This window comes from Methylobacterium guangdongense (genome assembly GCF_038442355.1).
In the GTDB taxonomy this organism is placed as follows: Bacteria; Pseudomonadota; Alphaproteobacteria; order Rhizobiales; family Beijerinckiaceae; genus Methylobacterium; species Methylobacterium guangdongense.
On the sequence record NZ_JBBXMX010000003.1, the window covers coordinates 64,360 to 91,008 of the forward strand.

The 26,649-nt window shown below is 66.9% G+C and carries 38 protein-coding genes and 2 tRNA genes; 32 read left to right on the forward strand and 8 right to left on the reverse strand.

Features of this window, described 5'->3' with window-relative positions:
* Nucleotides 1–94 precede the first annotated feature (94 nt).
* Nucleotides 95–493, forward strand: a complete 399-nt coding sequence (locus tag AAHG09_RS31900; protein ID WP_412760002.1) for a helix-turn-helix domain-containing protein — start codon at nucleotides 95–97, stop codon at nucleotides 491–493.
* On the opposite strand, the gene AAHG09_RS07305 is transcribed toward AAHG09_RS31900, so the two are convergent.
* Nucleotides 426–695, reverse strand: coding sequence for a hypothetical protein (locus AAHG09_RS07305; RefSeq protein ID WP_342106331.1), 270 nt, complete (start codon nucleotides 693–695; stop codon nucleotides 426–428). The two genes, AAHG09_RS31900 and AAHG09_RS07305, sit on opposite strands and share 68 nt — an antisense overlap.
* Before the next feature lie 237 nt (nucleotides 696–932).
* Here AAHG09_RS07305 and AAHG09_RS07310 point away from each other — a divergent pair, with 237 nt between their 5' ends.
* From AAHG09_RS07310 to AAHG09_RS07365, 12 genes are all read left to right on the forward strand, one after another.
* Entirely contained in the window at nucleotides 933–1,082 is a 150-nt protein-coding gene (locus AAHG09_RS07310) for a hypothetical protein (protein ID WP_342106333.1), read from the forward strand.
* On the forward strand, nucleotides 1,082–1,417 hold the full coding sequence (locus AAHG09_RS07315; protein WP_342106334.1) for a YdaS family helix-turn-helix protein: 336 nt from the start codon (nucleotides 1,082–1,084) through the stop codon (nucleotides 1,415–1,417). The genes AAHG09_RS07310 and AAHG09_RS07315 overlap by 1 nt, the downstream gene beginning before the upstream one ends.
* Nucleotides 1,417–1,653 carry a hypothetical protein gene (locus AAHG09_RS07320; RefSeq protein WP_342106335.1) on the forward strand — a complete coding sequence of 79 codons (237 nt, stop codon included), beginning with the start codon at nucleotides 1,417–1,419 and terminating at the stop codon, nucleotides 1,651–1,653. The genes AAHG09_RS07315 and AAHG09_RS07320 overlap by 1 nt, the downstream gene beginning before the upstream one ends.
* A complete protein-coding gene (locus tag AAHG09_RS07325) occupies nucleotides 1,653–1,976 on the forward strand; it encodes a hypothetical protein (RefSeq protein ID WP_342106336.1) in 324 nt (107 codons plus the stop codon). Before AAHG09_RS07320 ends, AAHG09_RS07325 begins: the two co-directional genes overlap by 1 nt.
* Nucleotides 1,973–2,230, forward strand: a complete 258-nt coding sequence (locus tag AAHG09_RS07330) for a hypothetical protein (protein ID WP_342106337.1) — start codon at nucleotides 1,973–1,975, stop codon at nucleotides 2,228–2,230. The genes AAHG09_RS07325 and AAHG09_RS07330 overlap by 4 nt, the downstream gene beginning before the upstream one ends.
* Nucleotides 2,227–2,589 carry a helix-turn-helix domain-containing protein gene (locus tag AAHG09_RS07335; protein ID WP_342106338.1) on the forward strand — a complete coding sequence of 121 codons (363 nt, stop codon included), beginning with the start codon at nucleotides 2,227–2,229 and terminating at the stop codon, nucleotides 2,587–2,589. Before AAHG09_RS07330 ends, AAHG09_RS07335 begins: the two co-directional genes overlap by 4 nt.
* 32 nt (nucleotides 2,590–2,621) lie before the next feature.
* Nucleotides 2,622–2,969, forward strand: coding sequence for a hypothetical protein (locus AAHG09_RS07340; RefSeq protein WP_342106340.1), 348 nt, complete (start codon nucleotides 2,622–2,624; stop codon nucleotides 2,967–2,969).
* Complete coding sequence (locus AAHG09_RS07345; protein WP_342106341.1) at nucleotides 2,969–3,970, forward strand: PD-(D/E)XK nuclease family protein; 1,002 nt, start codon at nucleotides 2,969–2,971, stop codon at nucleotides 3,968–3,970. Before AAHG09_RS07340 ends, AAHG09_RS07345 begins: the two co-directional genes overlap by 1 nt.
* Nucleotides 3,967–4,485, forward strand: a complete 519-nt coding sequence (locus tag AAHG09_RS07350) for an HNH endonuclease signature motif containing protein (RefSeq protein ID WP_342106342.1) — start codon at nucleotides 3,967–3,969, stop codon at nucleotides 4,483–4,485. The genes AAHG09_RS07345 and AAHG09_RS07350 overlap by 4 nt, the downstream gene beginning before the upstream one ends.
* Nucleotides 4,482–5,417: an AAA family ATPase gene (locus tag AAHG09_RS07355; RefSeq protein WP_342106343.1), complete on the forward strand. Its 936-nt coding sequence runs from the start codon at nucleotides 4,482–4,484 to the stop codon at nucleotides 5,415–5,417. The genes AAHG09_RS07350 and AAHG09_RS07355 overlap by 4 nt, the downstream gene beginning before the upstream one ends.
* Complete coding sequence (locus tag AAHG09_RS07360; protein WP_342106344.1) at nucleotides 5,417–5,755, forward strand: hypothetical protein; 339 nt, start codon at nucleotides 5,417–5,419, stop codon at nucleotides 5,753–5,755. The genes AAHG09_RS07355 and AAHG09_RS07360 overlap by 1 nt, the downstream gene beginning before the upstream one ends.
* A gap of 280 nt (nucleotides 5,756–6,035) precedes the next feature.
* Nucleotides 6,036–6,245 carry a hypothetical protein gene (locus AAHG09_RS07365; protein WP_342106345.1) on the forward strand — a complete coding sequence of 70 codons (210 nt, stop codon included), beginning with the start codon at nucleotides 6,036–6,038 and terminating at the stop codon, nucleotides 6,243–6,245.
* 5 nt (nucleotides 6,246–6,250) lie between these two features.
* Here the strand turns inward: AAHG09_RS07365 and AAHG09_RS07370 are convergent, their stop codons facing one another.
* The gene (locus tag AAHG09_RS07370; RefSeq protein ID WP_342106346.1) at nucleotides 6,251–6,511 is read right to left on the reverse strand and encodes a hypothetical protein; all 261 of its coding nucleotides are present in this window, start codon (nucleotides 6,509–6,511) and stop codon (nucleotides 6,251–6,253) included.
* 137 nt (nucleotides 6,512–6,648) lie between these two features.
* Here AAHG09_RS07370 and AAHG09_RS07375 point away from each other — a divergent pair, with 137 nt between their 5' ends.
* Nucleotides 6,649–7,914, forward strand: coding sequence for a phosphoadenosine phosphosulfate reductase domain-containing protein (locus AAHG09_RS07375; RefSeq protein ID WP_342106347.1), 1,266 nt, complete (start codon nucleotides 6,649–6,651; stop codon nucleotides 7,912–7,914).
* Nucleotides 7,915–7,928: 14 nt separating this feature from the next.
* On the opposite strand, the gene AAHG09_RS07380 is transcribed toward AAHG09_RS07375, so the two are convergent.
* The gene (locus AAHG09_RS07380) at nucleotides 7,929–8,174 is read right to left on the reverse strand and encodes a hypothetical protein (RefSeq protein ID WP_342106348.1); all 246 of its coding nucleotides are present in this window, start codon (nucleotides 8,172–8,174) and stop codon (nucleotides 7,929–7,931) included.
* A gap of 73 nt (nucleotides 8,175–8,247) precedes the next feature.
* Between AAHG09_RS07380 and AAHG09_RS07385 the strand changes: the two genes are divergently transcribed.
* Nucleotides 8,248–8,445: a hypothetical protein gene (locus AAHG09_RS07385; RefSeq protein WP_342106349.1), complete on the forward strand. Its 198-nt coding sequence runs from the start codon at nucleotides 8,248–8,250 to the stop codon at nucleotides 8,443–8,445.
* Nucleotides 8,446–8,448: 3 nt separating this feature from the next.
* Here the strand turns inward: AAHG09_RS07385 and AAHG09_RS07390 are convergent, their stop codons facing one another.
* Nucleotides 8,449–8,733, reverse strand: coding sequence for a hypothetical protein (locus tag AAHG09_RS07390; protein ID WP_342106350.1), 285 nt, complete (start codon nucleotides 8,731–8,733; stop codon nucleotides 8,449–8,451).
* A 74-nt stretch (nucleotides 8,734–8,807) separates the two neighbouring features.
* On the opposite strand from AAHG09_RS07390, the gene AAHG09_RS07395 reads away from it, so the two are divergent.
* From AAHG09_RS07395 to AAHG09_RS07430, 8 genes are all read left to right on the forward strand, one after another.
* Nucleotides 8,808–9,026: a hypothetical protein gene (locus AAHG09_RS07395; RefSeq protein WP_342106351.1), complete on the forward strand. Its 219-nt coding sequence runs from the start codon at nucleotides 8,808–8,810 to the stop codon at nucleotides 9,024–9,026.
* Nucleotides 9,026–9,442 carry an ASCH domain-containing protein gene (locus AAHG09_RS07400; protein WP_342106352.1) on the forward strand — a complete coding sequence of 139 codons (417 nt, stop codon included), beginning with the start codon at nucleotides 9,026–9,028 and terminating at the stop codon, nucleotides 9,440–9,442. The genes AAHG09_RS07395 and AAHG09_RS07400 overlap by 1 nt, the downstream gene beginning before the upstream one ends.
* A complete protein-coding gene (locus AAHG09_RS07405; RefSeq protein ID WP_342106353.1) occupies nucleotides 9,439–9,744 on the forward strand; it encodes a hypothetical protein in 306 nt (101 codons plus the stop codon). The genes AAHG09_RS07400 and AAHG09_RS07405 overlap by 4 nt, the downstream gene beginning before the upstream one ends.
* Entirely contained in the window at nucleotides 9,741–10,364 is a 624-nt protein-coding gene (locus tag AAHG09_RS07410; protein ID WP_342106354.1) for a DUF1643 domain-containing protein, read from the forward strand. Before AAHG09_RS07405 ends, AAHG09_RS07410 begins: the two co-directional genes overlap by 4 nt.
* Nucleotides 10,365–10,398: 34 nt before the next feature.
* Nucleotides 10,399–10,641, forward strand: a complete 243-nt coding sequence (locus AAHG09_RS07415; protein WP_342106356.1) for a helix-turn-helix transcriptional regulator — start codon at nucleotides 10,399–10,401, stop codon at nucleotides 10,639–10,641.
* A complete protein-coding gene (locus tag AAHG09_RS07420) occupies nucleotides 10,638–11,708 on the forward strand; it encodes a tyrosine-type recombinase/integrase (protein ID WP_342106357.1) in 1,071 nt (356 codons plus the stop codon). Before AAHG09_RS07415 ends, AAHG09_RS07420 begins: the two co-directional genes overlap by 4 nt.
* 344 nt (nucleotides 11,709–12,052) lie before the next feature.
* Nucleotides 12,053–13,222, forward strand: coding sequence for an AAA family ATPase (locus AAHG09_RS07425; RefSeq protein ID WP_342106358.1), 1,170 nt, complete (start codon nucleotides 12,053–12,055; stop codon nucleotides 13,220–13,222).
* A gap of 434 nt (nucleotides 13,223–13,656) precedes the next feature.
* On the forward strand, nucleotides 13,657–14,274 hold the full coding sequence (locus AAHG09_RS07430) for a helix-turn-helix domain-containing protein (RefSeq protein WP_342106360.1): 618 nt from the start codon (nucleotides 13,657–13,659) through the stop codon (nucleotides 14,272–14,274).
* Between the two features lie 99 nt (nucleotides 14,275–14,373).
* On the opposite strand, the gene AAHG09_RS07435 is transcribed toward AAHG09_RS07430, so the two are convergent.
* Both AAHG09_RS07435 and AAHG09_RS07440 read right to left on the reverse strand, forming a co-directional pair.
* The gene (locus AAHG09_RS07435; RefSeq protein ID WP_342106362.1) at nucleotides 14,374–14,892 is read right to left on the reverse strand and encodes a hypothetical protein; all 519 of its coding nucleotides are present in this window, start codon (nucleotides 14,890–14,892) and stop codon (nucleotides 14,374–14,376) included.
* Entirely contained in the window at nucleotides 14,885–15,223 is a 339-nt protein-coding gene (locus AAHG09_RS07440; RefSeq protein WP_412760003.1) for an Arc family DNA-binding protein, read from the reverse strand. The genes AAHG09_RS07435 and AAHG09_RS07440 overlap by 8 nt, the downstream gene beginning before the upstream one ends.
* 161 nt (nucleotides 15,224–15,384) lie before the next feature.
* Between AAHG09_RS07440 and AAHG09_RS31905 the strand changes: the two genes are divergently transcribed.
* The 7 genes from AAHG09_RS31905 to AAHG09_RS07470 all read left to right on the forward strand — a co-directional run bounded on the left by AAHG09_RS31905 (nucleotide 15,385) and on the right by AAHG09_RS07470 (nucleotide 23,484).
* Nucleotides 15,385–15,543, forward strand: a complete 159-nt coding sequence (locus AAHG09_RS31905) for an Arc domain-containing protein (RefSeq protein WP_412760010.1) — start codon at nucleotides 15,385–15,387, stop codon at nucleotides 15,541–15,543.
* Nucleotides 15,544–15,657: 114 nt separating this feature from the next.
* Entirely contained in the window at nucleotides 15,658–16,305 is a 648-nt protein-coding gene (locus AAHG09_RS07445) for a hypothetical protein (RefSeq protein WP_342106363.1), read from the forward strand.
* A gap of 135 nt (nucleotides 16,306–16,440) precedes the next feature.
* The gene (locus tag AAHG09_RS07450; protein ID WP_342106364.1) at nucleotides 16,441–16,914 is read left to right on the forward strand and encodes a MerR family transcriptional regulator; all 474 of its coding nucleotides are present in this window, start codon (nucleotides 16,441–16,443) and stop codon (nucleotides 16,912–16,914) included.
* Nucleotides 16,911–18,794 carry a prohead protease/major capsid protein fusion protein gene (locus tag AAHG09_RS07455; protein WP_342106365.1) on the forward strand — a complete coding sequence of 628 codons (1,884 nt, stop codon included), beginning with the start codon at nucleotides 16,911–16,913 and terminating at the stop codon, nucleotides 18,792–18,794. Before AAHG09_RS07450 ends, AAHG09_RS07455 begins: the two co-directional genes overlap by 4 nt.
* Before the next feature lie 151 nt (nucleotides 18,795–18,945).
* Nucleotides 18,946–19,203 carry a hypothetical protein gene (locus AAHG09_RS07460; protein ID WP_342106366.1) on the forward strand — a complete coding sequence of 86 codons (258 nt, stop codon included), beginning with the start codon at nucleotides 18,946–18,948 and terminating at the stop codon, nucleotides 19,201–19,203.
* A 12-nt stretch (nucleotides 19,204–19,215) separates the two neighbouring features.
* A complete protein-coding gene (locus AAHG09_RS07465; protein ID WP_342106367.1) occupies nucleotides 19,216–22,236 on the forward strand; it encodes a phage tail tape measure protein in 3,021 nt (1,006 codons plus the stop codon).
* Between the two features lie 189 nt (nucleotides 22,237–22,425).
* The gene (locus tag AAHG09_RS07470; RefSeq protein WP_342106368.1) at nucleotides 22,426–23,484 is read left to right on the forward strand and encodes a tyrosine-type recombinase/integrase; all 1,059 of its coding nucleotides are present in this window, start codon (nucleotides 22,426–22,428) and stop codon (nucleotides 23,482–23,484) included.
* Between the two features lie 59 nt (nucleotides 23,485–23,543).
* Here AAHG09_RS07470 and AAHG09_RS07475 read toward each other — a convergent pair.
* A tRNA-Gln gene (locus AAHG09_RS07475) sits at nucleotides 23,544–23,617 on the reverse strand.
* Nucleotides 23,618–23,791: 174 nt separating this feature from the next.
* Between AAHG09_RS07475 and AAHG09_RS07480 the strand changes: the two genes are divergently transcribed.
* A tRNA-Ser gene (locus AAHG09_RS07480) sits at nucleotides 23,792–23,881 on the forward strand.
* Nucleotides 23,882–24,166: 285 nt separating this feature from the next.
* Here AAHG09_RS07480 and AAHG09_RS07485 read toward each other — a convergent pair.
* Nucleotides 24,167–24,355, reverse strand: coding sequence for a hypothetical protein (locus AAHG09_RS07485; protein ID WP_342106369.1), 189 nt, complete (start codon nucleotides 24,353–24,355; stop codon nucleotides 24,167–24,169).
* A gap of 271 nt (nucleotides 24,356–24,626) precedes the next feature.
* Here AAHG09_RS07485 and AAHG09_RS07490 point away from each other — a divergent pair, with 271 nt between their 5' ends.
* The gene (locus AAHG09_RS07490; RefSeq protein ID WP_342106371.1) at nucleotides 24,627–26,642 is read left to right on the forward strand and encodes a methyl-accepting chemotaxis protein; all 2,016 of its coding nucleotides are present in this window, start codon (nucleotides 24,627–24,629) and stop codon (nucleotides 26,640–26,642) included.
* Nucleotides 26,643–26,649: the final 7 nt, after the last annotated feature.

Sequence of the window (26,649 nt, forward strand, 5' to 3'; positions counted from 1 at the left end):
GACGCAAAACATGCATCTCATACACAATGCATGTCAAGCACGTTTGTGCATGGGCAAGCGTGGCGCTTGTGCCGCCATTTGCGAGACTGAGGCCATGCCTCCGATCGCAAAACCGAAGCGCGAGCGACGTCCGAGCTTCCTACGGCAATGGCGCAAGCACCGCGGCTTTACCCTGGAAGTTGTAGGCGCTGAGGTCGGCATGACCGGGCCAAACCTCGGTCGCGTAGAGAAGGGCGAAGTGCCTTACTCACAAGATTTGCTCGAACAGCTCGCTGATATGTACGGCTGTGAGATTGCGGATCTGCTCATCCGAGATCCCACGGACCCGGAAGGCATGTGGTCGATTTGGGATCGCGCCCAGCCCGCGCAACGCAACCAGATCACGGCTGTCGCGAAGGCGCTGATTGGCGACACTTCCGATACGTCTAGTAAGGCGTCGCCGCAGAATACAGTTGCTCCAAAACGGGCAAAGGTAACACGCCGAAGCGCTTGAGGACGACGAGCCGCCCCTGCTCACCCGTCCTCATGTCTCCTTTCCATTTATAGACCAAGCCTCCGGCTACACGCTGCTCTAGCGCCTCTGCCTGGATCACCGCCTCTTCCGGCGACGGCATTTGCACGGGGTCGTCCCCGATCAGATCACCTTCATTATTACGCCTGAACACCTGAAACATAAATCGTTCAACAACCGGCACGCATACCTCCCAGGCTGCGGTTGGCTGCTCGCCAAGATAGAACGCATCAGGAACAAATCTCGGGGTCGTGGCGGATAAAAGATTCCTACTGCAACGACAGGTGGTTGGCCTGTGGACGATTGTGGAGGAATTGCCTGCGCGCCGAAATATGCATGACACGCATTTTCCCGATTGACCATGGAATGTGTATGTGATGCACTATGTCCATCGCCGCTCACCGAGCCGATGGAGCCACTGATGCTCACCGCCCTCGACCTCTACCTCGCGAACGCTTCCACGACCTCACTGATCGTTCACGGGATCCTCAGCATCGTCGGGGTGTTCATCGCCGTTTTCGGCGCCGGCGCGCTCATCGATCACGTCGCCGCGTACCGGGCCGCCCGCTGATGAGCGCCCGCCCGCGCTTCTCATCGCCGGCAAAGGCCATGCGCGCCTCGGCCTCCCTGCGCCGGGCCGTGGCCGCCACTGGTGGCGCCGCCCGTCTGGCGCATCAGCTCGGCCTGCACGTCGCCTCGGTGACCGCCTGGACCTTCTGCCCGGCCGGCCACGTCGACAGGGTGGCGAGCATCACCGGCGTGTCGCGGAGCGATCTGCGGCCCGATCTCTTCCCGCGCGCTGACGCCGATCAATCCCTGAGTGCCGAGCAGGCGGTCGCCGCGCATCTCGCCGCCGGCGCGCACTTCGCCCGGACCGGGCGCTGCCTCTCAGCGGAAATCGCGTGATGAGCCCCGAATGGCACTGCCCGGATCTGGCAGCCCACGACCTCATCCTGCGCGCCTGTCGCGAACCGGCGATGGTGCAGCAGTCCGTCATCCGCCGGGCCGGCACCGCCGACACGCTGACGATCCGCGACCAGGTCCGCCAAGCGCTCGACGATCACACGATCACCGAGGCGGCCGTCGATCGCATCCTGTCCGCGCACCGCGAGGTGCAGCGTGAACGTCGGGGAGTCGCCTGATGAACGCCCCTCATCCGATCCGCACCCTCTACGGTCATCTCGCGACCATCGCGCCCAGCCTGGACGCGGTCGCGCCAGCCGAGCCGCTGCCCAGCATGTCTGAGGCGATCGGGCGGCTCGAATCCTCCCTCGCGATCCTCGACGGGATCGCCGAGTCCGCGCTGATGGCGGTGCATCACGTCGAACGCGCCACCGCCGGCGGCGCCGGTCAGCGCTACGACTACAGGCGCTTGGAGGATGTCGTCGCGAAGCTGGCGGAGGCCGCGCGGCGCACCGAGGCCGCCCGCGCGCGGGTCTCCAGCAAGCTCATGGGTGTGTCATGAGCGCCGCCGATCGCATCGAACGCCTCTGCATCAGCGAGGCAGCTCAAGCCTGCGGCGATACCGACGCCAGCTCTGAGCTCACCATGGGCGTCGCATCTGCGCTGGCGGCCGTCATCGCGGTGTCGCTGGCTGGCCGGCCGGACGCGAGTGACCGCCTGGCCCGCGTGATCGCCGATGGTCTTCCCGAGATGGTCGCCAAGCGCGCGCAGGCCGTGCGTCTCTACATGCAGGATGAAGCGAGGACGGTCCAATGAGCGCGACCTCCGCCACCTCCCGCCGCAGGCCCGCGGATCCGCCGGAGCATCGCCGTGCCGTCGGCGCCATGGTCCGCGCGGCCCGCCTCGATCGCGGGCTCTCCCTGGGAGCGGTCGGCGATCGCGTCGGCACCTCGCCGGTGATGATCCATCACGTCGAGTCCGGGCGCAGCCGCATGCCGCGCGCCCGGATCGCGGCGGCCGCAGAGGTGCTCGGCCTCGCGCCGGAGGCCTTCGAGCGGCCGTCCCTGGCCGCCCAGGACGCGAAGGAGGCCGCCATGCTGGTCGGCTTCCGGCACCTGCCAGAGAGCGAACAGCTCGCCCTTCTCCAGCTCGTCAGCATCGGGGGCCGCCCGTGATCTTCCCGCCCTTCTCACCCATGGAGGTCATCATGGCCCGCGCCGTCATGCCGGCGGATCACCTGCCGCGTCCGGAGCCGATGACGCCCGAGCGCGCGGCCCGGGCACTCTACGATGCAGGGCACCGGGCGATCGCGGCCAGCCGCACCGATGGTCAGCTCGCCATCGCGATCGTCCGCGCGTTCGGGCCGGACGTCCGGTTCGGCGATGCGCTGAACAGCGCCGCCGCGTTGCAGGCGGTTCGTTACCACCTGCAGCGCATCTGCGATGCCGCGATCGCCGCGCCGTTCGATCCCGAGCACGTAGCCGCCGTGAAGCAGGAGACCCTGCACTGCGAACGGCAGATGCGCAGCGCGCCCGCGGCCGAGGCTGCGGAGTGATGGCGATGGAGATCACGCCCCATCTCGTCGGCTTCGTGCGCGGGCCCGGCCTCTACCGGATGAGCGCCGACGTCTACCACGCAGACTGCGCGCCCGAGCCGTCGCTGTCCTCGTCGATCGCGAAGGTGCTCCTCGAGCAGAGCCCGGAGCATGCGGCGCTCGCCCATCCCCGGCTGCGGGCCGAGAAACCGGAGGATCGCGACGCGACACGGCCGCAGGAGATCGGCACCGTCGCGCACAAGCTGATCCTGGGCCAAGGCGCCGAGGTCGTGCCGATCGACTTCGACGACTACAAGAAGGCAGACGCGAAGACCGCGCGCGCCGACGCCTACAAGGCCGGGCGGTGCCCGATCCTCATGCCCGACTTGGTGGTGGCCGAGCGCATCGCCGATCGCGTGCTGGGCCGCTTGCCGCTGATCCCCGGCTGCGAAGGGTTCGCCACCGCGCCGGCCGAGGTCGTGGCGGTCGTGCAGGACCGGTCCGGCGCATGGCTGCGCATCATGATGGACCGCGTCGAGATCCATGCGACGCACGCCATCATCTGGGATGTGAAGTCGGGTGATCGATCGGCCGCACCGCACATGCTGGGCCGGCGCATCCTCGACATGGGAATGGACATTCAGGCCGCGCTCTACGTGCGCGTGCTCTCGACGCTGTTTCCGCACCTCGCCGGTCGCATCCTCTTCCGTTGGATCTTCGTCGAGAATGCGGAGCCGAACTCGGTCACGGTGGCCGAAGCACCAGAAGGGATGCTGCACAACGCGCGGCGCAAGGTGGCGTTGGCCGTTCATCGGTGGAACCACTGTCGTCGCTTGGACACGTGGCATGGCTACCCGGCTGCGATCATCGTGCCTGAGCTGCCCGGTTGGGCCGACACGCAATGGAGCGCACGCGAAGAGGCTGAAGATCAAGCCGCACGCGAGGCTGGTGCGCCCATCAACTGGGACGTGGCCGCAAGCCCCTTCCGGCCGCTGTCGCCGAAGCGCGGGCGTGCCGCATGACCCGCGAGCCGATTCCTCTTCCGCCTGCTGACGAGCTGCGCCGGATCTTGTCCTATCATCCGCGAACGGGTCGTCTGACCTGGCGCGTGAAGGTCGCCAACCGTGTTCAGATTGGCGACGCCGCGGACAATGGTCATGAGGGCGACTATCGGAACGTCACCATCAAAGGCCGGTCTTACCGTGCTCACCGTATCATCTGGAAGATGGTCACGGGAGAAGAGCCTATCGGCGAGATTGATCATCGCGATCTCGTTCGCTCGAACAACCGGTGGCTCAACCTGCGGGCTGCTTCGCATTCGGACAACGCGTGCAACAAAAGCCTCTACCGGAACAACACGACCGGTCTGACAGGCGTCCACCCGCACGGCTCTTCCTATCACGCGCAGATCAAACGGCATGGCCGTCAGATTCACCTCGGCGCCTTCCGAACGATCGAGGCTGCGCATGCGGCCTATCTGGCCGCCGCGCGTGAGCTCCACGGGTCATTCAACCGCAGCCTGAGAGAACGAGCATGAGCTTCACCTTCGCACCTGCCGTTCGCGAGCAGGTCTCGCTCCTCATCGCGCTCGCTGGCGCCTCTGGTTCCGGCAAGACGAAGTCGGCCTTGCGCCTCGCCGAGGGGATTTCGCCAGCGGGCAAAATCGCCTTCGTCGACACGGAGGCCCGGCGCGGCCTGCACTACGCTGAGCAGCACCGGTTCCTGCACGCGGACATGCGGCCGCCGTTCAAGCCGGCCCGGTTCGTCGAGGCGATCGCCGCCGCGGAGGCTGCCGGCGCCGATGTCGTGATCCTCGACAGCTTCTCCCACGAATATGACGGCGAGGGCGGTATCCTCGACTGGGCCGATGCGCTGGCAGACGCCGGCACGAAGGCTCCGGGCAACTGGAAGGAGCCGAAGCTCGCCCACAAGCGGATGATGAACGCGCTGCTCCAGTGCCGGGCGACGCTGATCTTCTGCCTGCGCGCCGACGAGAAGATCGAGATCGTCCGCGAGGGCGGCCGCACGCAGGTCCGCCCGCTCGGCTGGATGCCGATTTGCGAGAAGCGGTTCATGTACGAGATGACGGCGAGCTTCACGCTGTCGCCGGACTCGCCCGGGATCCCGCGCTTCGACCTTCCGCACAAGCTGCAGGAGCAGCACCGGCCGTTCTTCCCGGAGCGGCAAGCCATCGACGAGGCGTGCGGCCAGCAGCTCGCTGCCTGGGCCCGCGGCGGACAGGCGGCGCCGCGGCGCACGAAGGCTGATCTGTTCGCCGACGCCCGCGCGCGCGCCGACCAGGGATCCTTCGCCCTGGAGGAGTGGCGAGCCGCGCTGCCGGAGCGTGCACGGGCCGCGCTGAAGGAGATCAGCGACGAGCTCGCTGCGGCTGCGGAGGCAGCTGACGCCCAGACCGGCGCTGGCGATGACTCCGATGCGAGTGCGCTAGCCACCGAGCAGGCTGCCTGATGGCCACCGGTACGAGGGCGACCCTCGACCTCTCCACGCTTGACCCGCTGCAGCTCGCCTTGGCGGCTGAGACCGCGGCCCGAGCCAGCCTGGGCGACGCCGCGACACTTGGCGCGTGCAGCGAGCGGCCGACCGGCGATGCCACCGCCCGCGCGCTCGAACTCGGCCAAGCCCTGGCGATCCTCGCGCTGCTCATGGGCGTGCTCGACGAGAACTGGGACGTGTTCGAGCCGGTGCTGGAGGCCTGCCTGCGGGGCGACCTCGTCGCCGTCGAGGAAGCGGCCCCGGCGCGCTCCAGAGGGGACGAGCGGCCCGCGCTGTCGCTGGTGGCGCGATGACGCTCCGCTCGGCCACCCTCCACGACCCCTACCTTGTCGGTAATGGCGCATGGTGCTCGTCGTGCTGCCCCGATGGGCCGCCGGCTGATCTGGACCGGGCCCGATTCCGTCACGGCTGCAACGAGTGCGGCGGGAACGGCCGTGTCGCCTTCTCCGCCGAGACCATCGTCCGGATGACGCGCGCGGGCGGTGCCCAGCCGGACCCGCCGATCATCCCCCGCAAGTCCGGTCCGGCGCGGCGCCTTGAGCGCGTGCGGCCGGTGCTGCGCAGGAGGCCTGCATGAGCGCGCTTCTCCCATGCGCCCGCTGCGCCGGCACTGGCTGGAACAGCCACGACGACCGGCACACCGAGACGAACATGGACCGCTGCCGGGACTGCGGCGGCACGGGACAGATCCCCGCCGCCACGGGCGAGCGCCGCGAGGCCTCCTGCGATCCGGCGACCGGGCGGGCGTTCGGGGAGCGGGTGAGCGCGGGGGAGGGGGTATGAGATCCTCAGTGCAATCGAGCTTTAACAGCGACGGCCTGACTCACGGAGACCGTGTTGCGGATAGCGACGCCACCGCCATGCGCGCTGTCCTTCGCCGTCGCGGCGGTTCCAACGACGGTGACGATCAACACGCAGATACCGAGCATACCCCAAAGTCCCTGCTCGATTTCCGCTGTGCTTTCCTGATCTGCGATGAGGATGCCGTAGCCAACCAGCGCAAAGAATACAGCCGCGAAAAGCGCGTCGAAACAGTTGTTGGCAGTCATGCTGTTCACCGGCCTGGCGTCTTGGGATCTTCGACAATCAGCCCGTATGCCTACGGGCATATAACAGGGCAGCGACGGTCCTCCGGGCGTCACACACCGCCGCTGAGCTACGCAGTCCTCATGCCAGGGGCGGCGGCATGAGCGGGCCCTCACCGATCCTTCGCGGCTCGAAGCAGCACGACCTTTTCGCGCTGACGGCCGAGCGCTTGGTCTACGATGACGCCGTCGAGATGACGCTCATGTCGCTCGCCGAGCATGGGCCGAAGCACGAGCACTGGGCCATGGCATGGTCCGGGGGGAAGGATTCGACCGCGACGCTGACGCTGATCGTCCACCTGATTGAGGCGGGCCGGCTCGCGCCCCCGAAAACGCTCACGGTCTACTATGCCGACACCCGGCAGGAGCTGACGCCGCTCGCGATCGCCGCGCTTGACGTGATGAAGCGGCTGGCACGCTTTCCCTGGATCCGCCTACGAGTCGTCACGGCGCCGCTCGACCGGCGCTTCCTCGTCTACATCCTGGGCCGGGGCGTCCCGCCGCCGAACAACAACACGCTCCGCTGGTGCACCCGGCAGATCAAGATCGACCCGATGGCGGCCGCGATCGAGGCGGACCTCGCCGGCCTGCCCGAGACCGACACGGTGCTGACGATTACCGGCGTCCGCCAGGGCGAGAGCGTGATCCGTGATCGGCGGATCGAGATGAGCTGCTCGAAGGACGGCGCCGAGTGCGGCCAGGGCTGGTATCAGCAGGTCCTGCCCGACATGAAGGGCGTCCGCGGGCGCCTCGCGACCCTCGCGCCGATCCTGCACTGGCGGGTCTGCAACGTCTGGGACTGGCTGCGGGTCTACGCGCCGATGCGCGCCTATGGCGGCTGGGCGACCGCGATGCTGGCCGACGCCTACGGTGGCGACGAGGCTGAGGAGGCGAACGCCCGCACCGGCTGCGTCGGCTGCCCGCTGGCTGCCCGGGACAAGGCGCTGGAGGCCGTCGTCGCGCTCCCGGCGTGGTCATACCTCGCGCCGCTGCTCGGCCTGCGCGCGGTCTACCGCGACCTGCGGCTCGCCCGGAACCGCCTGCGGCAGCCCGGCGGCGAGACTCGCAAGGACGGAACGCTAGTGCCGAACCAGCAGCGCATGGGGCCGATCACCCTGCCGGCGCGCCTCGAAGCGCTCGACCGGATCCTCGCCATCCAGGCCGCCTGCAACGCCGAGGCCGACCGGCTCGGCCGGCCGCACGTCGACCTGCTGAATGCCGAGGAGGAGGCGCGCATCCGCGAGTTGATCGCCGCCGGCGCGTGGCCACAGCGGTGGACCGGCGACGAGCCGACCGCGGATGTGCCGCTCGATGCCGTCTTCTCGGACGGGTCGGTACAGCCGCTGCTCATTGGAGTAACGGCATGACTATCACCGGGCTCTCAGCTTGCCACAAGGCGGTATTCGCGGCGCAGCTGCCCGTGCAGTCGGCCCATCTCGTTCATGATCGCACGCATATCTCCGCTGCCGATCCAGCCGACGCCGGGAAGACTAACGGGATCCTCCGCGTCGTCATCCTTGTCGATCCAGATCGTGACGACCTCGACAGCGTCCCCGCCCGGCATGGCCTTGAGGCGCTCAAGAATGAAGGCTTCGGCCTCGGCCTTCGTCATGGTTTCGCGCGGCATGTGAGCTCCAGAACCAGAGCCTCAGATCTAGCGCACTCCCTTGTCCTCGCCACCGAAGCCGCGGAGTAGCCCCATGGCCGACAGCACCATCACGCGCGAGATGATCGAGGCAGCCGCTGCAGCGATCGCCAATGCCCGGGGCGGCCGACGCGGCGTCCCGGAGATCGTCAACATCCTCGACATGCTGCCTGACAGCATCAGGGCCGAGATCGTGGAGGATGCCGAGGCTGCGCTGAAGGCCGCCCTCGCGACGGGAGGCGCCCGTGGCTGATCCTCAGCGAGCCTCGCGCAGAACCCGCCTTGCTTCCTGGTGCAAGACCACATGTCGACTGGATGCCGGCCCCTCGTCAGGGGTGTCTTGGCCTTCTTCGGAGATGCAGCGCTTGAACCGCTTCTTGTCGAAGCCGAACGGGCGCAGGCTGGCGATCAGTGCTCGCAGGACCATCCGAACGGCTTCCTCGCGTTGCTCGGCAACTGCCAATCGAGCCTTGAGCGTCTCAACCTCGCTCGCGGTCTCCGGCACCACCATCGGCAGACCAGATCGCACTTCGTCAGACACGTTCTATCCCTCCGGCATCAGCAAGCGACCAATGGGCCGAGGGGATGAAATTGTCGAGCTTGCGGGAAATATCCGTGGCTGAACTCTTCACCGCCGCCGACCTTGCCGCCTGTGCCGAGCGCGAGCTGGCCCAGCGCCTTCGAGCCTACCCGCGATGGGTCGAGGCGAAGCGCATGACGCAGACTCTCGCCGACCGTCAGACCGCGCTCATGCGGGCGATCGCACAGAAGCTCCGCGCGGAGGCCGATGCCGAGGGCGCCAAGGGGGATCTGTTCGGCGGGGAGGGGCGCTGATGGTCGCCTACAGCTTCAAGAAGCAGTTCGGCCCGCCGATCCTGGCCGGCACGAAGGCGCAGACGATCCGGGCCGAGCGCGCCGGCCGCTCGCGCCACGCCCGCCCGGGCGAGCTTGTGCAGCTCTACACCGGCATGCGGACACGCCAGTGCCGGCGACTGGGCGAGGCGCAGTGCGTCGAGGTCCTACCGATCAAGATGGACCTGATTGTCGGCTTGGTCGTGGCCGGCGACGGCTGGATCCGCGAACCGGGTGACCTCCACGCCTTCGCCCAGCGCGATGGATTTCCGGACTGGTGGGAGCTCGTCGCCTTCTGGACCGCCGAGCACCCAGGCGTCGACTTGTTCAAGGGCGTCCTGATCCGCTGGCAGCCGCTCGCCCCGGCCGACGCGCTCGACATCGCGGGGGCGGCATGAGCTTCAATGTCCAGAACCTGTTCAGCGTGCGCCGCGATTGGGAAATCTATAGCGCTGTCGAGGATGGGGTGATCATCGTCCGAGCGAGGCCGCACGGCGCACGCGACGGATCGGGTGAACTCATCCAGGGCACCGAGATCACGCGGCTGCACTGGCGCGGTCACCTCTACGAGCCGGCGGTGCCGGTGCATTACGCCATCCTCGATATGATCGGGCGCCGGATGGCCGACCTTGTCCGCGACGGGCTTGCGCACGGCTACCTGCACGCGCAGCTCGATATTCGGAAGGCGCTTGGCCTATGAGCGCGATCGCCCTCGCCGCCCGCGACCTGTTCGGCGTGCCGTTCGTCGACACGATCACCCGCTCGGCTAACCTGTCCCGGTGCGGCGCCTACCGCTTCACGCTGACCCGCACCTGGTCGAGCGAAGGCGGCCATGTCTGCTTCATCGGGCTGAACCCGAGCACGGCTGATCACCGGCAGGACGACCCGACCGTCCGGCGCTGGATCCATTTCGCCCGGTCCTGGGGCTACGGCGGGTTCACCGCGGTCAACCTCTACCCGCTGCGCACCTCGTCGCCGGCCGAGTGCCGGGCCTGGGCGCAGTACATGGACAACGGCCCGGACTGGTACGCCCGAGACCGCATCCACTTCGACAATCTGCCGGTCGTCGTGCGCGAGGCGAAGGCGGCCGCGCTGGTAGTGGCCTGCTGGGGCGCCGGCGCCTGGGATTCCGAGTTCGTAGATCACGTGCTCGAGGAAATCACCACCGGCGAGGCCCCATGGCCCGACGTGCACTGCTTCGGGCTGACGGCCGATGGCGCGCCGATGCATCCGATGGCGCGGGGCCGCTCGCGGATCCCGGATTACGCGCGGCCCGTGTTGTGGCTGCCGAAGGAGCGGGGAGGGGGCAGTGCCGCGTAGCGTCCGCACACCCGAGGAAGGGAAGGGGAGAGCCGTGCCGCTGCCCGCGAGCCGACTGCTGACGCTGCCCGAGGCGGCGGCCTATTGCCGGCTGTCGGCGCCCGCGTTCGAGCGGGCCTGCCCCGTCACGCCGCTATCGCTGTCGCCGGACACGCGGCTCGACAAGCGGCTGCTACGTTACGACCGCAAGGCGCTCGATCGGTGGCTCGACGGGCTGTCCGGTCTTACGGACGATGCGGCGGATTCGACCGACTGGGCCGCGAAGGTGTTTGGGTGACCACACGACACAAGATCGCGGGCGTGAAGCGGTTCTGGTCCGCGAAGGCCGGGAAGACCTACTACTACCACCGGGCGAGCGGCGCCCGCATTCACTCCGAGCCAGGCACCGCCGCGTTCGTCAGCGAGGTCGACCGGCTCAACCAGGCCTGGAAGGCGAAAGCTGTCGCCAAGAACACGCTCGGCCACCTCATCGCCGAATACCGGAAGACGCCCGAGTACCTGCGGCTGAAGCCGATCACGAAGGCCGATTACGAGCGCGTGCTGATCATGTTCGAGAAGGCCGGTGGCATGCCGCTCTCGTCGATCACCCGGGCTCAGATCTTCACGTGGCGGAATCAGGCCTTCGCCAAGCACAAGCGCCGCTTCGCGAACTACGTGGTGCAGGTGCTGTCGCGCATGCTCGGCGTCGGGGTGAACCTCGGGCTGCTGGAGACGAACCCGGCGCTGCGCGTGGACAAGATCCGCAAGGCTACGGGCGAGACGCACCGGAACAGGCCATGGACGAGCGACGAGCGCGAGGCGGTGCTCGCCGCGGCGCCGATCCAGCTCAAGGCGCCGCTCGCGTTCATGCGCTACCTCGGCGCCCGGCTGGGCGATGTGCGCACGATGCCGGCCGCGGCTTACCAAGGCGGGATGATCACCTTCCGGACCGGGAAGGGCGACGTCGAGGTCTGCGTCCCGTGCCCGGCGCCGCTCGCCGCGATCCTCGAACAGCGGCTGCCGAGTCGGACGCATCTGTTCGTGACGTCCGAGGGGACGCCCTGGACCGATGGCGGCTGGAACGCGTCCTGGCGCAAGCTGCGCACGAGGCTGGAGGAGGCCGGCAAGGTGCGGCCCGGCCTCACGGCGCACGGGCTACGCCACAGCGTCGCGACCGACCTGCGCGAGCTCGGGAAAACCGATCGGGAGATCGCCGACATTCTCGGCCAGCGCACGACCTACGCCACGCCGGTCTATCACCGGACCGCGGACATGAAGCGCTCGAATGCGCGCGTTATGGGCGAGCTGCATGGTGACGACCGTTCCGAAGAAATGTCTAACTTCGGTGTCAAACCAACCGGCTGAGCCGAGGTCGTCTGAGCTAAATGCTTGTAGCAACAGTGGCTGGGGGACCTGGATTCGAACCAGGACTAGAGGAGTCAGAGGCCGTCCCACCCTCCTGAGATGCTTACGCTTTTCTCCCAATCGCGGGGAAAAGCGACCGTGATCCATCAACGACTTAGACGCGAAAACCCAACTGCCGGTCCGTCCCGTTGCGGCCAGATCGAGGCCCGCGCGGATGTCCGGGAAATCGCCCGCCTCGCGGCCCGGCTGTCGCCATCACACGGTGATCCGGAGCGCTTCTACCTGCACCGCGAAGAAGTAGTGACCCGGCTTCACGCCCTTGCCGACGCGTTGGGGGCAGGGCGATGAATGGCCGAGACTCTGGCGTTGATCGCATCGCCCGCACCGTGGCGGCTGCCGCAACCGGCTGGCCGGTGGAGTGGCCGAGCGCTTTTCAGGATCAACCGATCCCACCTCGGCAGTGGTGCGTGCCTGATTGGGTGCCGGATAAGGTGGTGACACTCCTCTCCGGCGACGGTGGCACCGGCAAGAGTCTTTTGGCGATGCAGCTCGCGACCTGCTGCGCGATGGGTCTGCCGTTCATGGGGATCGAGCTGGCCCGCCGGAAGGTGCTCTACCTCGCGGCCGAAGACGACCTGGACGAGCTGAAGCGCCGGCAGGCTGACATCAACAAGAGCTACGGCATCGAGTTCGCCGAGTTGGAGCAACAGCTATGCTGGCGCGTGCTGGCTGGAGAAGACGCGTTGCTCGCCCGCAGCGACGGCAAGCAAGGTCGGACGCTGAAAGCCACGGCGACTTATGAGAACTTGAAGACGTTCTGCGTCGCCAACGGCGTCCAGCTCGTGATCGTGGACACCGTGGCCGACACATTCGGCGGTCTGGAGATCGACCGGCAGCAGGTCACGAAATACGTCCGTATGCTCGAGGCTGTGGCGCGCGCGACCGACGGTGCTGTGATCGCCTTGGCCCATCCTGGCGTGGCCGGCATGGCGAACGGGTCGGGGATTTCCGGCTCGACCGCGTGGCGTAACGCCGTGCGCAGCGTGATCTACATGCGCCGGCCGACGCAGGAAGAGGCCAGCGGTCCGGAGGCTCGGGATCTACGGATCGTGGAGCGCCTGAAAGGGAACTTCGCCGCTGCCGGCGCCGAGTTGCGCGTCGCTTGGTGGCAGGGCTGCTTCGGCTCCGCCGACAGCGTCGAGGGCATGGATGCCGCGATCGACGTGATCGCTACCGAGGTCAAGGTCTTGGCGGCGATCCGGAGGGCTCACGGCCAGGGCCGCCGGATGACGTTCTCCAAGCACTCGGGGATCTACGCCCCGCGCATCCTCAAGCCCTACCGGGAGGTGGAGGGCCTTAAGCTCGCACACATCGAAACAGCGATCGCCTCGATGCTTCAGCGCGGCGATTTGCGCGAGGCCTACGTCGGCCGGCCGAGCCACGCAAAGGCCTACGTCGTGCCCGGCGACGCAGCTCCGATCGACGGAGAACGACCAACGACGGAGGCAACCTAGTATATGCCGTCGGGGTGTCGGGGTTGTGTCGGGGTTGCTTGTAAGTGCTTGTTATTATTAGGGGGGTCGAGGTTGTGTCGGGGTGTCGAGGTTGTGCGGAAGTCGTTGATTTTAAAGGACTTCGAGGGGGGTGGCGAGGTTGCCTATATCTAAAGATATAGGGGTGGACCCCGACAGGGGGCCACACCCTGAACCCTTCGGGTCGGAGACCGGCGGAAGGAATGTCGAGCGGATCGGCCGCGGGGTGACCCCATCGGCCAGCCGTCGAGCGGGTCCCTCTCCCCTGGTTTCGGTCAGACGGGCACGAGACCCCGGCTTTTCGCCAGTGAGGCTGTTCGATTTCAAGGCTAACGACACTAACGGAGAGACTAACGATGCTAACGGATGGCAAAAATCCCGGGTCCGAGGCTAACGGTGGACCGTCTCAAGCGGTGATGATGAGCATTGCCGAGATCGCAGCCCGCGACGGCGTGTCGAAGCCAACCGTTTCCATTGCCGTGAAGCGGCTGGTAGAGCAACACAACCTATCCGTGCAGCGTGATAGACAGGGTCGCGTCGCCCTGGTGAACGTCGTGCAGTACGATCGTCTTCGCGGCCAGCACGCAGACCTGTCGAAGGCGCAGGCCCCGCGGCCGGCCGCGCTCGAAGCTGCGCTCGCGATGCCGGCAGGCCCGGCGATGCCGATCGACCCGAGCGCGCCGGTCTACACCGTCGAGCAGGCCCGCAACATGGCCTACAAGGCCGAGTTGGCGCGCCTCGACCTGGAGGAACGCCAGGGTAAGATCGTCCACGTCGATGCCGTGCGGGCTTGCGCCCTTCGGGCCGGCGAGGAGATTGTTCGGGTGCTGGAGCGCTTGCCCCAGGCCGCCGACGACTTGGCCGTCGCGCTTACCCGGGAGGGCTCTCACGGCGTACGCCTAGTCCTGAAGCAAACGGTCCTGACGATGCGCAGGGACATCGCCGACGCACTGGCCGACGCGATGGCGGAAGCGCTCAAGGGCACGCCGGTGAATCCGGTTGCAAGTTCGAGCGCGGATAACCCAGAGGACTGACTTGGCCGCCAGGATCGCCAGAAACAGGCCGTCAGTGGCGACGGATCGAAAAACGCAACAGGACCTCGCGTGACCGACTAGCGGCCGCCCTTGGGCTTCCTAATGCGAATTTGCGCCAGTCGCGACGGCGGTGGATCCGGCGTTGCTCAGCCTTATCATTCTGATGAACCTGCCTACCGACCGCAGGTATGTCCACCCTCCGATGAGTATAATCCCATAGCAAAGTAATATACTGATCTTGAGCAATAAACTATCACTAGATATCATGTTAATTCGAGCTTCCGAAGGCTTTATGCCAAGCTCGTCAACTTGACGCATAGTTTCTGTTGCCGCCCATGTCATTGACATCATCACGGCGCCAAGCATGCCGCCTAAAGTGAATAGCGTTGCCGTAGCCATTCTGAGAGCAAAATATGCACTGCTCAGACCCGGATTATCCAGTAAATTGCGCGCTAATTTGTCTTGTAATCTTTGGCGGGCAGCTCGCCGCTCAGTGCTACGCAACTTGAGACGTTCGAGGATTTTTACGAAGAAAAAGTCGGTTCGCTGGGCGATTATGTTTGTCACGAAGCTAAAGATAGTACCGATGACAATCCCCGCCCAAAATGTGCTATCCATTACGCGGGCTCCGCTTGTTCCCTATGGGACTATTTACTGTCATTGGCGTCTTTCTGAATGACGCAATCAAGTCTTTACCTGCAATATCCAATATCTGCGATATATTGCCTTGCTCGTCCGGACTTGCATCTTTGAGTGCCGTCTGAATGCCCTGCATTAGCTGCAAGGTCACTGCTATTGCGATCCGGGAGACCATATCGGAGGACGGCTCAAGTTCCGATTTATCAAATGATGATTGAAGTCGGTCGATGATCTCGGCGTTCATCGAACGACCGGCACCTTTCGCCGCGTCGGCAATGCGATCTCGCATGCCATCGGGCAGCCGAAGCATGAACTTGTCCGAGTCCCGCCCCGTATCTCGCTCGGACATTGATGCTGTCACCGTGACTTTTTCCGCTTGACCGCCATAAGTCACCGTGACACACCTATCGGGCTGTCACGGTGACAGGAATGGGACATATCATGGAGAGAGAGTTCCGGGCCACCTTCCGGATGCCGGACGATGTCCGGCACTTCCTCACTGCCGCTGCTCGGCAGAACTGCACATCGCAAAATGCCGAGTTCATCCGCGCAGTTCGGGAGCGGATGATGCGGGAAGTGTCCGAAAACAAAGCGGCCCCCGAGAGCGTTCGAGCGCTCGCGAGGGCCTGAACCAAGCCCGATTGAGAAGGAATCGAGATGGCTTCGACCCTGTATACCGCAGGGCGCGCGATGACGCACGCCCCAATCGCACCTGTTACGTCCCCCGCACAGCGCGTAATGCGTATGGCGTGGCACCGCGCCCGCACCGGCCGGATCGTCTTCCGCGAAGCGCTCCGGCAGGCCTGGGCGATCGAGAAGGGGCTGGCCGCCGAGGGGGCGCAGCCCCGACAGGTCGCCCTGCGGGAGGCCGTCACGCCCCCGCCGGCAGCGCCCCTGCCGCCGCCACGCCGCCCACGCTCGATCCACACGGCGACCCATGCCCGGCGTGAGCGCCGCACCGCCGTCGCGCCCCGGCGCGCGCTGACCGTGCAGCTCGGGCACGCCTTCGCCCGCACCCTGCAGATGCTCGACGCGTGGGTGCTCGCCGGTCGGCCGCCGATGTCGGCGAACGAGCTGGCGGCGGTGGGCGTGATCGTGGAGGCCTGCATTGGCCTCACAGACGCATCATCCCCTGACCCGGATCTTGAGCCGAGCCTCGGCAGTGTCGAGACCGTCGGCAACCCGGCCTATCGCCCCGGCAACTGGTGGCCAGACCGGTTCTGGTCATCAACCCGCGGAAATCAGCTCAGTTGGGCGGACGGTCGAAACGATGACCGGGAAAGCGATGACGATTGCGACCTCGAAGAGGACGACAACGGCATCGCAGACGGGGGCGGTGCTTGGGAGCAACACAACAGCCAAATGGGCTTATTTGGCTTCGACTTACACTAGCGAGTGTTCGGCGTGCCGGGCCTGACAAGCCCGGCATTTTTACCGTCCATAAACCATACGGAAAGTCGGTAAAATTGTCAGTATTTGCAGACCGTAGTTGGGATGTTGAGATCGTCTCGAATTACGGAGGCGAATGTGCGGCAGTTCAGCATCGAGGAAGTGATCGCACACAGCGGTCTAACGCGCGGTCAGATCGACCAGTTCATCGGACGCTGGGGCTACGGAATCTACGGCTCACCCGGCCCGTTTCGCTGTCGGATGTTCTGTGCGACCGACCTATTCAATCTGATGCTAGTCGGCACCCTTCGTCAACTGGGTCTGTCGATGCCGGCGATCCGAGACATCGTCGTCGGCGGCCTCGGCATGTACCGCTGGGATACCGATCTGAACCGCCCGGCCGATATGTTTCCGGGGCAGGCCTACGGTTCAGGCGTTCGCCAGTTCATCGTTCTGCGCCAGTCGGAGGGCTGCTGGTATCGGCAAGTCGTCAAGGCGGAAGACTTGCGCGGCACCTACGGTCCGCGCGGGACCACGGCGCTCCTGATCGACGCCACCGGCTACGTGGATCGGATCCACGCGGCGGCGCTCCTGGAAGATTTCGCGTCGTGAGCGCCCGGCACCTCGTCACCCGCCGGGCGCCGCTTCCGGCCGCCTCGTTCAACCGCGAGGCCCGCACCTTCACGGCGATCGCCGCCACCTCGGCGCCGATCCCGCGCTTCGACTGGGGCAGCGGCGATACGGTCAACGAGGTGCTGGTGATCGACGCCTCGGCGGTCGACCTCACCCGCCTCAACTCCGGTCGGGCACCGATCCTGAACGGCCACCGCCAGAACGCGGCGGCCGACCAGATCGGCGTCATCCGCGCCGCCCGGATCGAGGCCGGCCAGCTCGTCATCGACGGCGAGCTGTCCACCCGGGCGGACGTGGCCGCCATCGCCGACGACATCGCCGCCGGCATCATCGCCAACGTGTCGGTCGGCTACGCCCCGGAGGCCCGCGAGCGCATCCCCGGCCAACGCGGCCAGCCCGACACCATGCGCATCACCCGCTGGACCCCGGCGGAAGTGAGCATCGTCCCCATCCCCGCCGACCCCGGCGCCTACGTCCGCAGTGGAGTATCAATCGTGGACCCCGAAGAGAACGAAGGCGGCTCGGCCGTCGTCACCCCGCCGCCGGCTCAGACCCGCTCGGCCAGCTCCGACACCCGCAACGAGCGCCAGCGGGTGTCAAGCCTCACCGATATCGCCCGCCGGGCGAACATCCCGGCCGTCGAGCTGGACGCCGCGATCGAGGACGGCACCAGCGTCGCTGCCTTCCGCACCCGCGCGTTTGACGCCCTGGCGACCCGCTCCGAGGCACACCGCACCAGCAACGCCGGCTCGGCCCATCTCCCCGATACCGATCCGACCTACGGCGTCGCCGGGGCGATCCAGGGCGCAATCTACGCCCGCATGACCGGTAAGCCCCCGGAAGGGCGCGCCCGCGAATACATGGGCCGTTCGCTTTTGGAGATGGGCACGGCGCTTCTGGAAGCCCGCGGCGAGCGTGTCCGGTGGACCGATCGCGACGACCTCGCCGGTCAAATCATCGGCCGCAGTGGCGGGATGCACACCACGTCCGATTTCCCGACTCTCCTGTCGTCGTCGGCCAATCGCGTCCTCACCGAGGCCTACGAGGCGGCCGGCACGCCCCTGAAGCTGCTAGCCCGGCGCCGTACCCGGACCGACTTCAAGGCCGTGACCGACGTCCACCTGTCGGAGGCGCCGCGCCTTCTGAAGGTCGGCGAGAAGGGCGAGATCAAGCACGGCTCCCGCGCCGAGGAGGGCCGCCCGCTCTACGCAATGGCGACCTATGCCCGCCTATTTGGGCTCTCCCGCACGGCGCTCATCAACGACGATCTCAACGCCTTTGCGGACTCGCTCGGCGCCTTCGGCCAGGGCGCAGCGCAGACCGAGAACGACGAGCTGGTAAAGCTGTTCACCGCCAACACCGGCTCCGGCGTTACCATGTACGACGGCTCCCCCGTCTACAACGTCGGTCACGGCAACGTCGCCACCGGGACCGACGTTGGCCCGCTGTCGGTTGCGAGCCTCGGCCTCGGCCGCCAAGCCCTCCGTCAGATGAAGGGGCTCGACGGCATCACGCCCATCAACGCCACCGCTAAAAACCTCGTGGTTGGCCCGGCTCTGGAGACGCAGGCCGAGCAGGTCCTGACGCAGCTCAACGCGACGCAGGTCCAGGACGCCAACCCGTTCCCGGGCAAGCTCCAGCTCCACGTCGAGCCGCGCTTCACCGACAGCGCGTGGCGGCTGTTCGCCGATCCAGGCGTCATGCCTTGCATCGAGATTGCCTACCTCGCCGGACGCGAGGGTCCGCAGCTCACCTTCCGTGAGGGCTGGGACGTGCTCGGCGTCGAGTTCCGTGCGGTGCTAGATTTCGGGTGCGGCGTGCGCGAGTGGCGCGGCACCTACATGAACCCGGGCAGGTAGTCGCGCGGCGCGCGACGGCCTGACACGTCTCTGCGGGCGCACATTGAGGGCGACGCGGCCAGTCCAATAACGGGAAGTTCGATCGCTGCCCGCAGAGGGTAGGAACGGCGTCAATCGAACAAGGCTGCACTTCCATTCGCGAAAGCACACGATGGCTCAGATCTCGCGAAAGCAACTCGAAGCTGAAGTCATCGAATTGCGGCGCAGCCTCGCCGGCCTGGATAACGTGCTCCGCACGATCCAGACCTTGGGCAACTACACGGCTGAGACCTTAACGGGCCTGATCGAGCGCTTCGCCGACGACCGGGACGCACAGATCCGGGTGGCCGATGCGGTGGCGCAGGTCGCCACCACCTGGGCCGAGGTCGCCGAGCAAATGGGCGAAGCCCTCGCTGCAACGAAGCACTGAGCGGATACGGCCATGTCACGCGTCATCGAAGCCAAGGCTATCATCTCGGGCGAAGATCGCACCGGGAAGATGTTCGACTCCATCCAGAAAAACTTCGAGAAGATGGGGAAGGCCTCGAAGGTCGCGAAAGACATCGGGCAGCTCGGAAAGCAACTCGACGCCGCCTCGGCCTCGCTGCGCAACGTCGATCGCTTCCGCGCGACGCAGGGGCAGTTCACCCAGGCGCGCACGGCGATGCGCACGGCGCAGATGGATGTCGGCCGCATCGCCTCGGCCCTCGACGGCGCGCGCAAGGCTGCCGCGGCCTTCGACGGGGTCAAGTCGTTCTCAAAGTCGGGCGCGATCGCCACGGAGATCGCCTCCGCTCGCAAGCAGGTGACCGAGCTGGAGCGCCAGCTCACAAGCGCGCAGCGCGCGGTCAAGGGCGCGTCCACCGCCTACGAGGCGCAGGCCGGCGCACTCAAGGCGGTCAAGGGCGAGTTGTCCTCCTCGGGCGTCTCCGTCGGCAAATTGGTCTCCGAGCAGAACCGCCTCAAGGCCGCGGTCGAGGGCACCACGGCCGCGATCCTCAAGCAGGAGCGCGAGCAGGCGCGCAACGCCCAGGTCCGCGATCTCGCCCGCACCCGCCGCGCCGAGCGTCAGGCGCAGGTCGAGCAGGCCTCCCTGGCGATCGCCGAGCGGCGTCAGGCGAGGCGCGACGCATGGAAGGGCGCGGCCGGCATCGCCGGTTTGACCGCCGTCCACAAGGCCGAGCACTTCGGCGCGCACTCGCTGCACACCTATCAGGAGTTCGACAACGAGCGCCGCTTCGGCAGGGCCGTGATGGGCCTGACCGACGAGCAGCAGAGGCCGCTCGTCGAGCAGGCGATCCACATGGGCGGGACCACCCGCTACAACGACGTGCAGGTGCTTGAGGCGCAGCGCGAGCTGGCCGCCCGCGGCTTGAAGAAAGATCAGGTCATGGGCCTGATGGAGCCTGCGGCCAATCTGGGCCAAGCTCTCGACCTGCGCCTGCCCGAAGCCGTCAAGCAGATGGAAGGCGCGATCTTCGGCTTCAAAAAAGACATCTCAACGCTCGATGCCGCCAAGGCGTCGGCCAAGCAGACGGCGGACGTGCAGGTTAAGGCCGCCAAGATCTCCGGCATGACGCCCGAGGACATCTCTCAGGCCTACAAATACGGCGCGACCCCGGCCCGGATGGCGGGCCTGTCCGAAGAGACGCTGCTCGCCTTTGCTGGCATCTCCAAGAAGGCCAACATGGGCGGCGACGAGGCCGGCGTCGCCTTCCGCGCGCTCGTTGCGGCTGGCACGGCTCCGACGCGCGGCGCCAAGGAAGCGCTAAAGGCGAACGGTTTTGATTATAAGAATTATCAGCGGGCGCCCGACAAACTCAATTATAGCGCCTTCAAAGATCAGGTTGCCGCACAGTATGGCGTGACACTCGATAAAGACGCAGACGCGAAACTCGGTAAGGTGTTTGCGAGCAAGGCCCTAATCGCGGATCCGGCGAAATTTACACCCGCGATTATGGACGTGCTTGGGGACGTGCTTGGCGGCGACGACGCAAAATCGAAGAAAAGTATTGCAGGTCTCGCGAACCGTTTTCGTGACAAGTCGATGGGTGGCATCGACATGAACGCTTTCGTTGCCGATCTCATGAAGGCGATCCCGGGTAATCTGCCGCTGGCAAATGCCATTTTTGGAGCGAAGCAGGGCGCACGCATCGCCAACGCGCTCGGTGACCCCGAGACGTTGAAGCATATGATTGAGGAGTTGCTCCACCACGCCGAGGGGTATGCTCAGAACGTCTCCGATCAGCGCAATGCTGGTTTCGATGGTGCCAAGCGGCGGCTCGACGGTGCGATCACGAACGTGGAGACCAAGCTCGGCCGCGCCTGGGACAACGACGGCAACGGCGGGTTCCTCACCGGGATCACCGACAAAGCCGGCCACCTGATCCAGCACTTCGCCGAGCTGGACAATCGGGTGGTGCAGGCGGCCAGCGTGGTCGCGGCGTTCGGCACCGCCTTCGTCGGGATCAAGAGCCTCGGGCTGCTCACCAGCGGCTTCGGGCTGACCACTTCGGCGGCCGCACTCGACGGGTCGGCCGCAGCCCTCACGGCGGCGGCGGCCAAGCTCGGTGCCGGCGGCGCGCTCGGCAACGCGGCCGGCGCGCTCGGCGGTGGCGGAGCGGCCAAGGCGGTCGGTCGGTTCGGGGCGCTGGGCGCGCTCGGCTTCATCGGCACCGCGGGCCTCGGCATCGGCGCGATCGCGGCGGGCGTGGGCTTCGTTGACGCCACCCTGCCCAACCACAACCGCATGAACGGCTACGGCCGGCTGGGGCGCAAGCCCGATCCCGGCATCGAGAGCTATCCGGCGGGCTGGGGCGAGGGCGGGCTCGACGTGGCCGGCGGGATTGGCGCGCAAGGGGGACCCTACGCCACGAACCGGGCCAAGACCTGGAGCGAGATGATCTTTGGATCGACGCGCGCCGGCGCCAGAGACCCGACGCGGATGGAGCTGCCGACCTTCGGGTTCGGGGACGGGCCGAAGGCGATGCCGGCGCCGCCCCCGCCGCCGGTGCCGCAGGCGCAGGGCCCCTACGGCCCGGCGACCGTCCCGCTGCCGCCGTCGCGTCCGCCCATCTTCGCGGGCGGCACGATCCCGGTTCAGGTGGTGTCGATGCCCGCGGGCTCCGACGCCTCCGGGCAGGCGGACGCCATCCGCAACAGCCTGGACAAGGCCGCCACGGCCTCGGCCACCGCCGCCAACGGCGGGAAGCCGATCGAGGCGACGGTCAAGCCGGACCAGATCAGCGCCAAGGTTACCGACATGCCACCGGTTACCGGCGAGGCCAAGGTCGACATTCAGAACCAGATCCAGGTTCGTGTGTCGGTCGATGAGTCATGGATCACCGCCAAGGTCGAGAGCGCCGCCGGTCGAGCGGCGGCCAAGATCCCGCTCGCTTCGTCAGGAGCACGGCCCGGCGCCGTATCAATGCCGGGCGCCGCTTCGACGCCGGGGGCTCGATGACCCGCCCCACCGCTCACCCATCGGGGCGCTTCCGACAGGCCGACGTGACCCGAGCCCTGAAAGGCGCCCGCGCCGCCGGCATGAGACCGACGCGCGCTGAGATCACGGCCGAAGGTCGGATCGTCCTGAGCTTTGATCAAGAGCCGGTCGAGCCGTCGACCGCCTTCGACGCGTGGAAGCGAGGACGCGATGCGCGTGAGGCTTAAGGGCATCAACACCGTTCGCAAGGCGCTCGCGGACGGCTCGCCCGTGACCTACCACTACGCTTGGAAGGGTGGTCCGCGCCTGGAGGGGAAGCCTGGGACGCCGAAATTTATCGCCTCGTATCACGCCGCCGTAGCGCGTCGGCGGGAGCCCTCGAAGGGCACGCTCCTGCATCTGCTCATGGCCTTTCAGATGAGCGCGGACTTCACGGATCGGGCCACGCAGACGAAGCTCGACTACATCCGCCAGATCAAAATCATCGAGGCGACGTACGCTGACTTCCCGATCGCCGCCCTCGCCGACCGCCGCACCCGCGCCGAGTTTCTGGAATGGCGCGACCGCCTGGCGCTGCGATCGCGTCGGCAGGCTGACTACGCTTGGACCGTGCTGGCGCGTGTGCTGTCGTGGGCGCTCAAGCGCGGAATCATCGAGGCCAACCCGTGCGAGAAAGGCGGGAGGCTCTACCGGGGCACGCGTGCAGAGAAAGTCTGGACCGACGACGACGAGGCGACGTTCCTGCGCCTCGCACCGGCCCACCTCCACCTCGCCCTCACCCTGGCGTTGTGGACGGGGCAGCGGCAGGGCGACCTGCTGCGGCTGACGTGGCACGCCTACGACGGCCGAGTGATTCGCCTCCAGCAGTCGAAGACGGGCGCGCGCGTCGTCATCCCGGTCGGCGGACCCCTCAAGGCGGCACTCGACGCGGCGGCGCGGCATCCGACCATCCTGGCGACGATCGCAGGCACGGCCTGGACCTCTGACGGCTTCCACGCCTCATGGCGGAAGGCCTGCGCGAAGGCGGGGATCACGGGCGTCACGTTCAACGACCTTCGGGGGACGGCGGTCACGCGTCTGGCACTCGCCGGCAGCACCGAGGCCGAGATCGCGACCATCACGGGTCACGCGCTGCGGGACGTGCGGTCGATCCTCGACGCCCATTACCTCAACCGAGACCCGGCCTTGGCCGAGAGCGCGATCCGGAAGCTGGAGGCCCGTCACGATGGGCGTTCGGTGGACGGAGACAGAACGAATTCGTCCAACTGAGCGCCCAACTGGCTCAGTTTGTTCTAGTGAACGGAGACGAAAAGCGTAAGTAGATCAGGTGGCTGGGGGACCTGGATTCGAACCAGGACTAGAGGAGTCAGAGTCCACCGTTCTACCGTTAAACTATCCCCCAATCGGCCTGTGATCGATTGAACCGTCGTGACGACGGCCCGGATCGAACGCGCTCTGTTCAGCGGCGTCAGGCGTGGGCGGTGAGATAGGCGGATTGGTCTCGCAGGTCAACCGTCGTTCTTCAGTTGACGGGGGATCGGCCGTGGCCGTAACCGTCGGGTTGCGGATGCCGTCGGGAAGGGTGGCCGAGTGGTTTAAGGCAGCGGTCTTGAAAACCGCCGTGGAGGCAACTCCACCGTGGGTTCGAATCCCACCCCTTCCGCCAGCGCATCCGTAAGGGGCTGATGCTCCACAGCGGCGTCTGCAGGGCGGATGAAGCACGTGGGTCGGCCCAATACGGCGCGCCGCAAAGCTTGGCGTGCTGGCTTTGTCGTGCTGGGGCACCCTTCGACTGACCCGGCGTGATCGACTCACGAGAGCGGTCGACGCCACCGCGCCGCGCCGGATCATAGGCAGGCCCGAGATCAGGTACGCTTGCCGCCTGTGAACCCCGGCCTGTCCGGGGCACCGCTTCGGCGATGCGCGGTATTGCTCGGACCCATTCTGCCTTTCAGGCCAAACGTACACGACCGTCGTCGTTCAGCCAGACGACAACGCAGAGCACGCATCTTCGGATCATGGCGCAGAAGCTGTGCCGCCGCTTCAGCAGATTGGCCCACGCGCTGACGCCCGAAGGGATCACCTCGGGGCCGCCGTTGCGCGCCGCGATACAAGCCATCTCGTCTTCGAAAGCCAGCATCGCGTGTGACATCCGGTTCATCCCTATCCTCGAACCCGGCCGGACCGACGCCGTCAATCGGGTGATATTTTTTCTGCCATTGCAGCGGTCAAAACAACTCTATTCGCGCGGATTGAGGTCCTGCCCTGCCGAAATGGTATTTTCGGCAGGGCATATGGAGCATTGAATTCAGATATCAGCAATCCAGTGCTGCCGATAATGGGTCATCGCTCGGGACGGGCTGATCATGCCCGGCATTATCGAGCTTTCATCCGGAGCTGGAATCATCGTCATGCTCGATTTCCTGGGCGAACGGCGCAGAGTTAGGACTGGTATTGCGACGCTCGCGGCCATCCACACACCGGTGATGAACCTCGATGCGCGCGGGATCGTCACCGCGGTCAACCCGGCCATGATCGAGTTGCTTCGACGTGCGGCCGACACCCGGTCGGACTTCCGGGCCGAGGACATCCTAGGTCATCACATCGACAGCTTTTGCCGCGACGGGATCGGTCGCTCGCTCGCAGGCGGGCACCGGCCGGCCGGCCAAACCATGGTCGCCCTCGGCGCGGACCGCTACGACGTCGTCATCGTGCCCGTGCCCGCCAAAGGTGGGTCCGAAGGTTACGCCCTGGAATGGATCGACGCCGCACCGCGCCTGATGCGTGAGGACCAAGCGAGCCGCCTGGCCGCGATCGAGGCGATGCAGGCCGTCATCGAGTTCCGGCCCGACGGCACCATCCTCTCGGCCAACGCCGCCTTCCTCACGCTGATGGGTTACGGGCTCGATGAGATCCGCGGGCAGCATCACGGCCTCTTCGTCGACGCCGCCTACCGGGACAGCCGCGACTACGCGGCCTTCTGGGACGGGCTGCGTGCGGGACGCGCCGCGGCAGCCGAGTTCAAGCGGATCGCCAAGGGCGGCAAGGCCGTCTGGATCAACGGGTCGTACAACCCGATCCGCGACGGGTCGGGACAGGTGGTGCGGGTGGTGAAGTACGCCACCGACGTCACGGCGCGGACCGTCGAGACCGCGGCCCTGAAAGGTCAGGTCGACGCCATCCGGAAGTCGCAGGCGGTGATCAGCTTTGACCTCGACGGGCGCGTCCTGGAAGCGAACGCGAATTTCCTGAACGCCGTGGGCTACACGGCGGCCGAGGTCGTGGGCCAGCACCACGGCATGTTCGTCGATCCGGACTACCGGGCCGGCGCCGAGTACGCCCGGTTCTGGGAGGCGCTGCGGCGGGGTGAGTATCAGGCCGGGCAGTTCCGCCGCCTCGGCAAGGGCAACCGCGAGGTCTGGATCGAGGCGAGCTACAACCCGGTCTTCGATGCCGATGGCCGTCCGGTGCAGGTGACCAAGTTCGCCATCGACGTGACCGCGCAGGTCGAGCAGCGCGAGCGGGTCCGGCGCCTGGAGGAAGAGTCGGCCCGGGAGCGCGCGCACGCCGAAGCGCAGCACAAGGCCGACCTCGCCGCGATGGCCGACGGCTTCGAGCAGACGGTGGGCTCGGTCCTGACCTCGGTCGCGTCCGCCGCCGCCGAGCTGCAGGCGACCGCTTCCAGCATGTCGGGCATCGCGAGCGAGACCGCGCAGCAATCGACCGCCGTGGCGGCTGCGGCGAACCAGGCCTCGGCCAACGTCAACACCGTCGCGGCGGCGGCCGAGGAGCTGGGGGCATCCGTCGACGAGATCGGGCGGCAGGTCGCCGGTTCGGAGGATCTGGCCGGTCAGGCGGTCCACGAGGCGGAGCAGACGGCCTCGCTGGTCCAGGAACTCAGCGAAGCGGTGCGCAAGATTGGCGACGTGGTTGCCATGATCTCGGCCATCGCCAGCCAGACGAATCTCCTGGCGCTCAATGCCACCATCGAGGCGGCGCGGGCCGGCGAGGCCGGCCGCGGCTTCGCGGTCGTGGCCTCGGAGGTCAAGGAACTCGCCAGTCAGACCGCCCGTGCCACCGAGGACATCACCGCGCAGATCGGCCGCATCCAGGGTGCCACCGGCAGCGCGGTCGGCGCCATCGACGGGATCCGCCGGCGCATCCAGGAGATCAGCGGCGTTGCCTCCTCCATCGCCATCGCGGTGCAGCAGCAGGGGGCGGCGACGCAGGAGATCGTGCGCAACGTCTCCGAGGCGGCCGTCGGCACCGGCGAGGTGACGAGCAACGTCACCGGCGTCGCCCAGGCGGCCGAGGAGACCGGCGCGGCGGCCACGCAGGTCCTGACGGCGGCCTCGGACCTGTCGCGGCAATCCGAGCACCTCGGCGGCGAGGTGGCCCGGTTCCTCTCCAAGATCCGCGCGGCGTGAGGCGGCG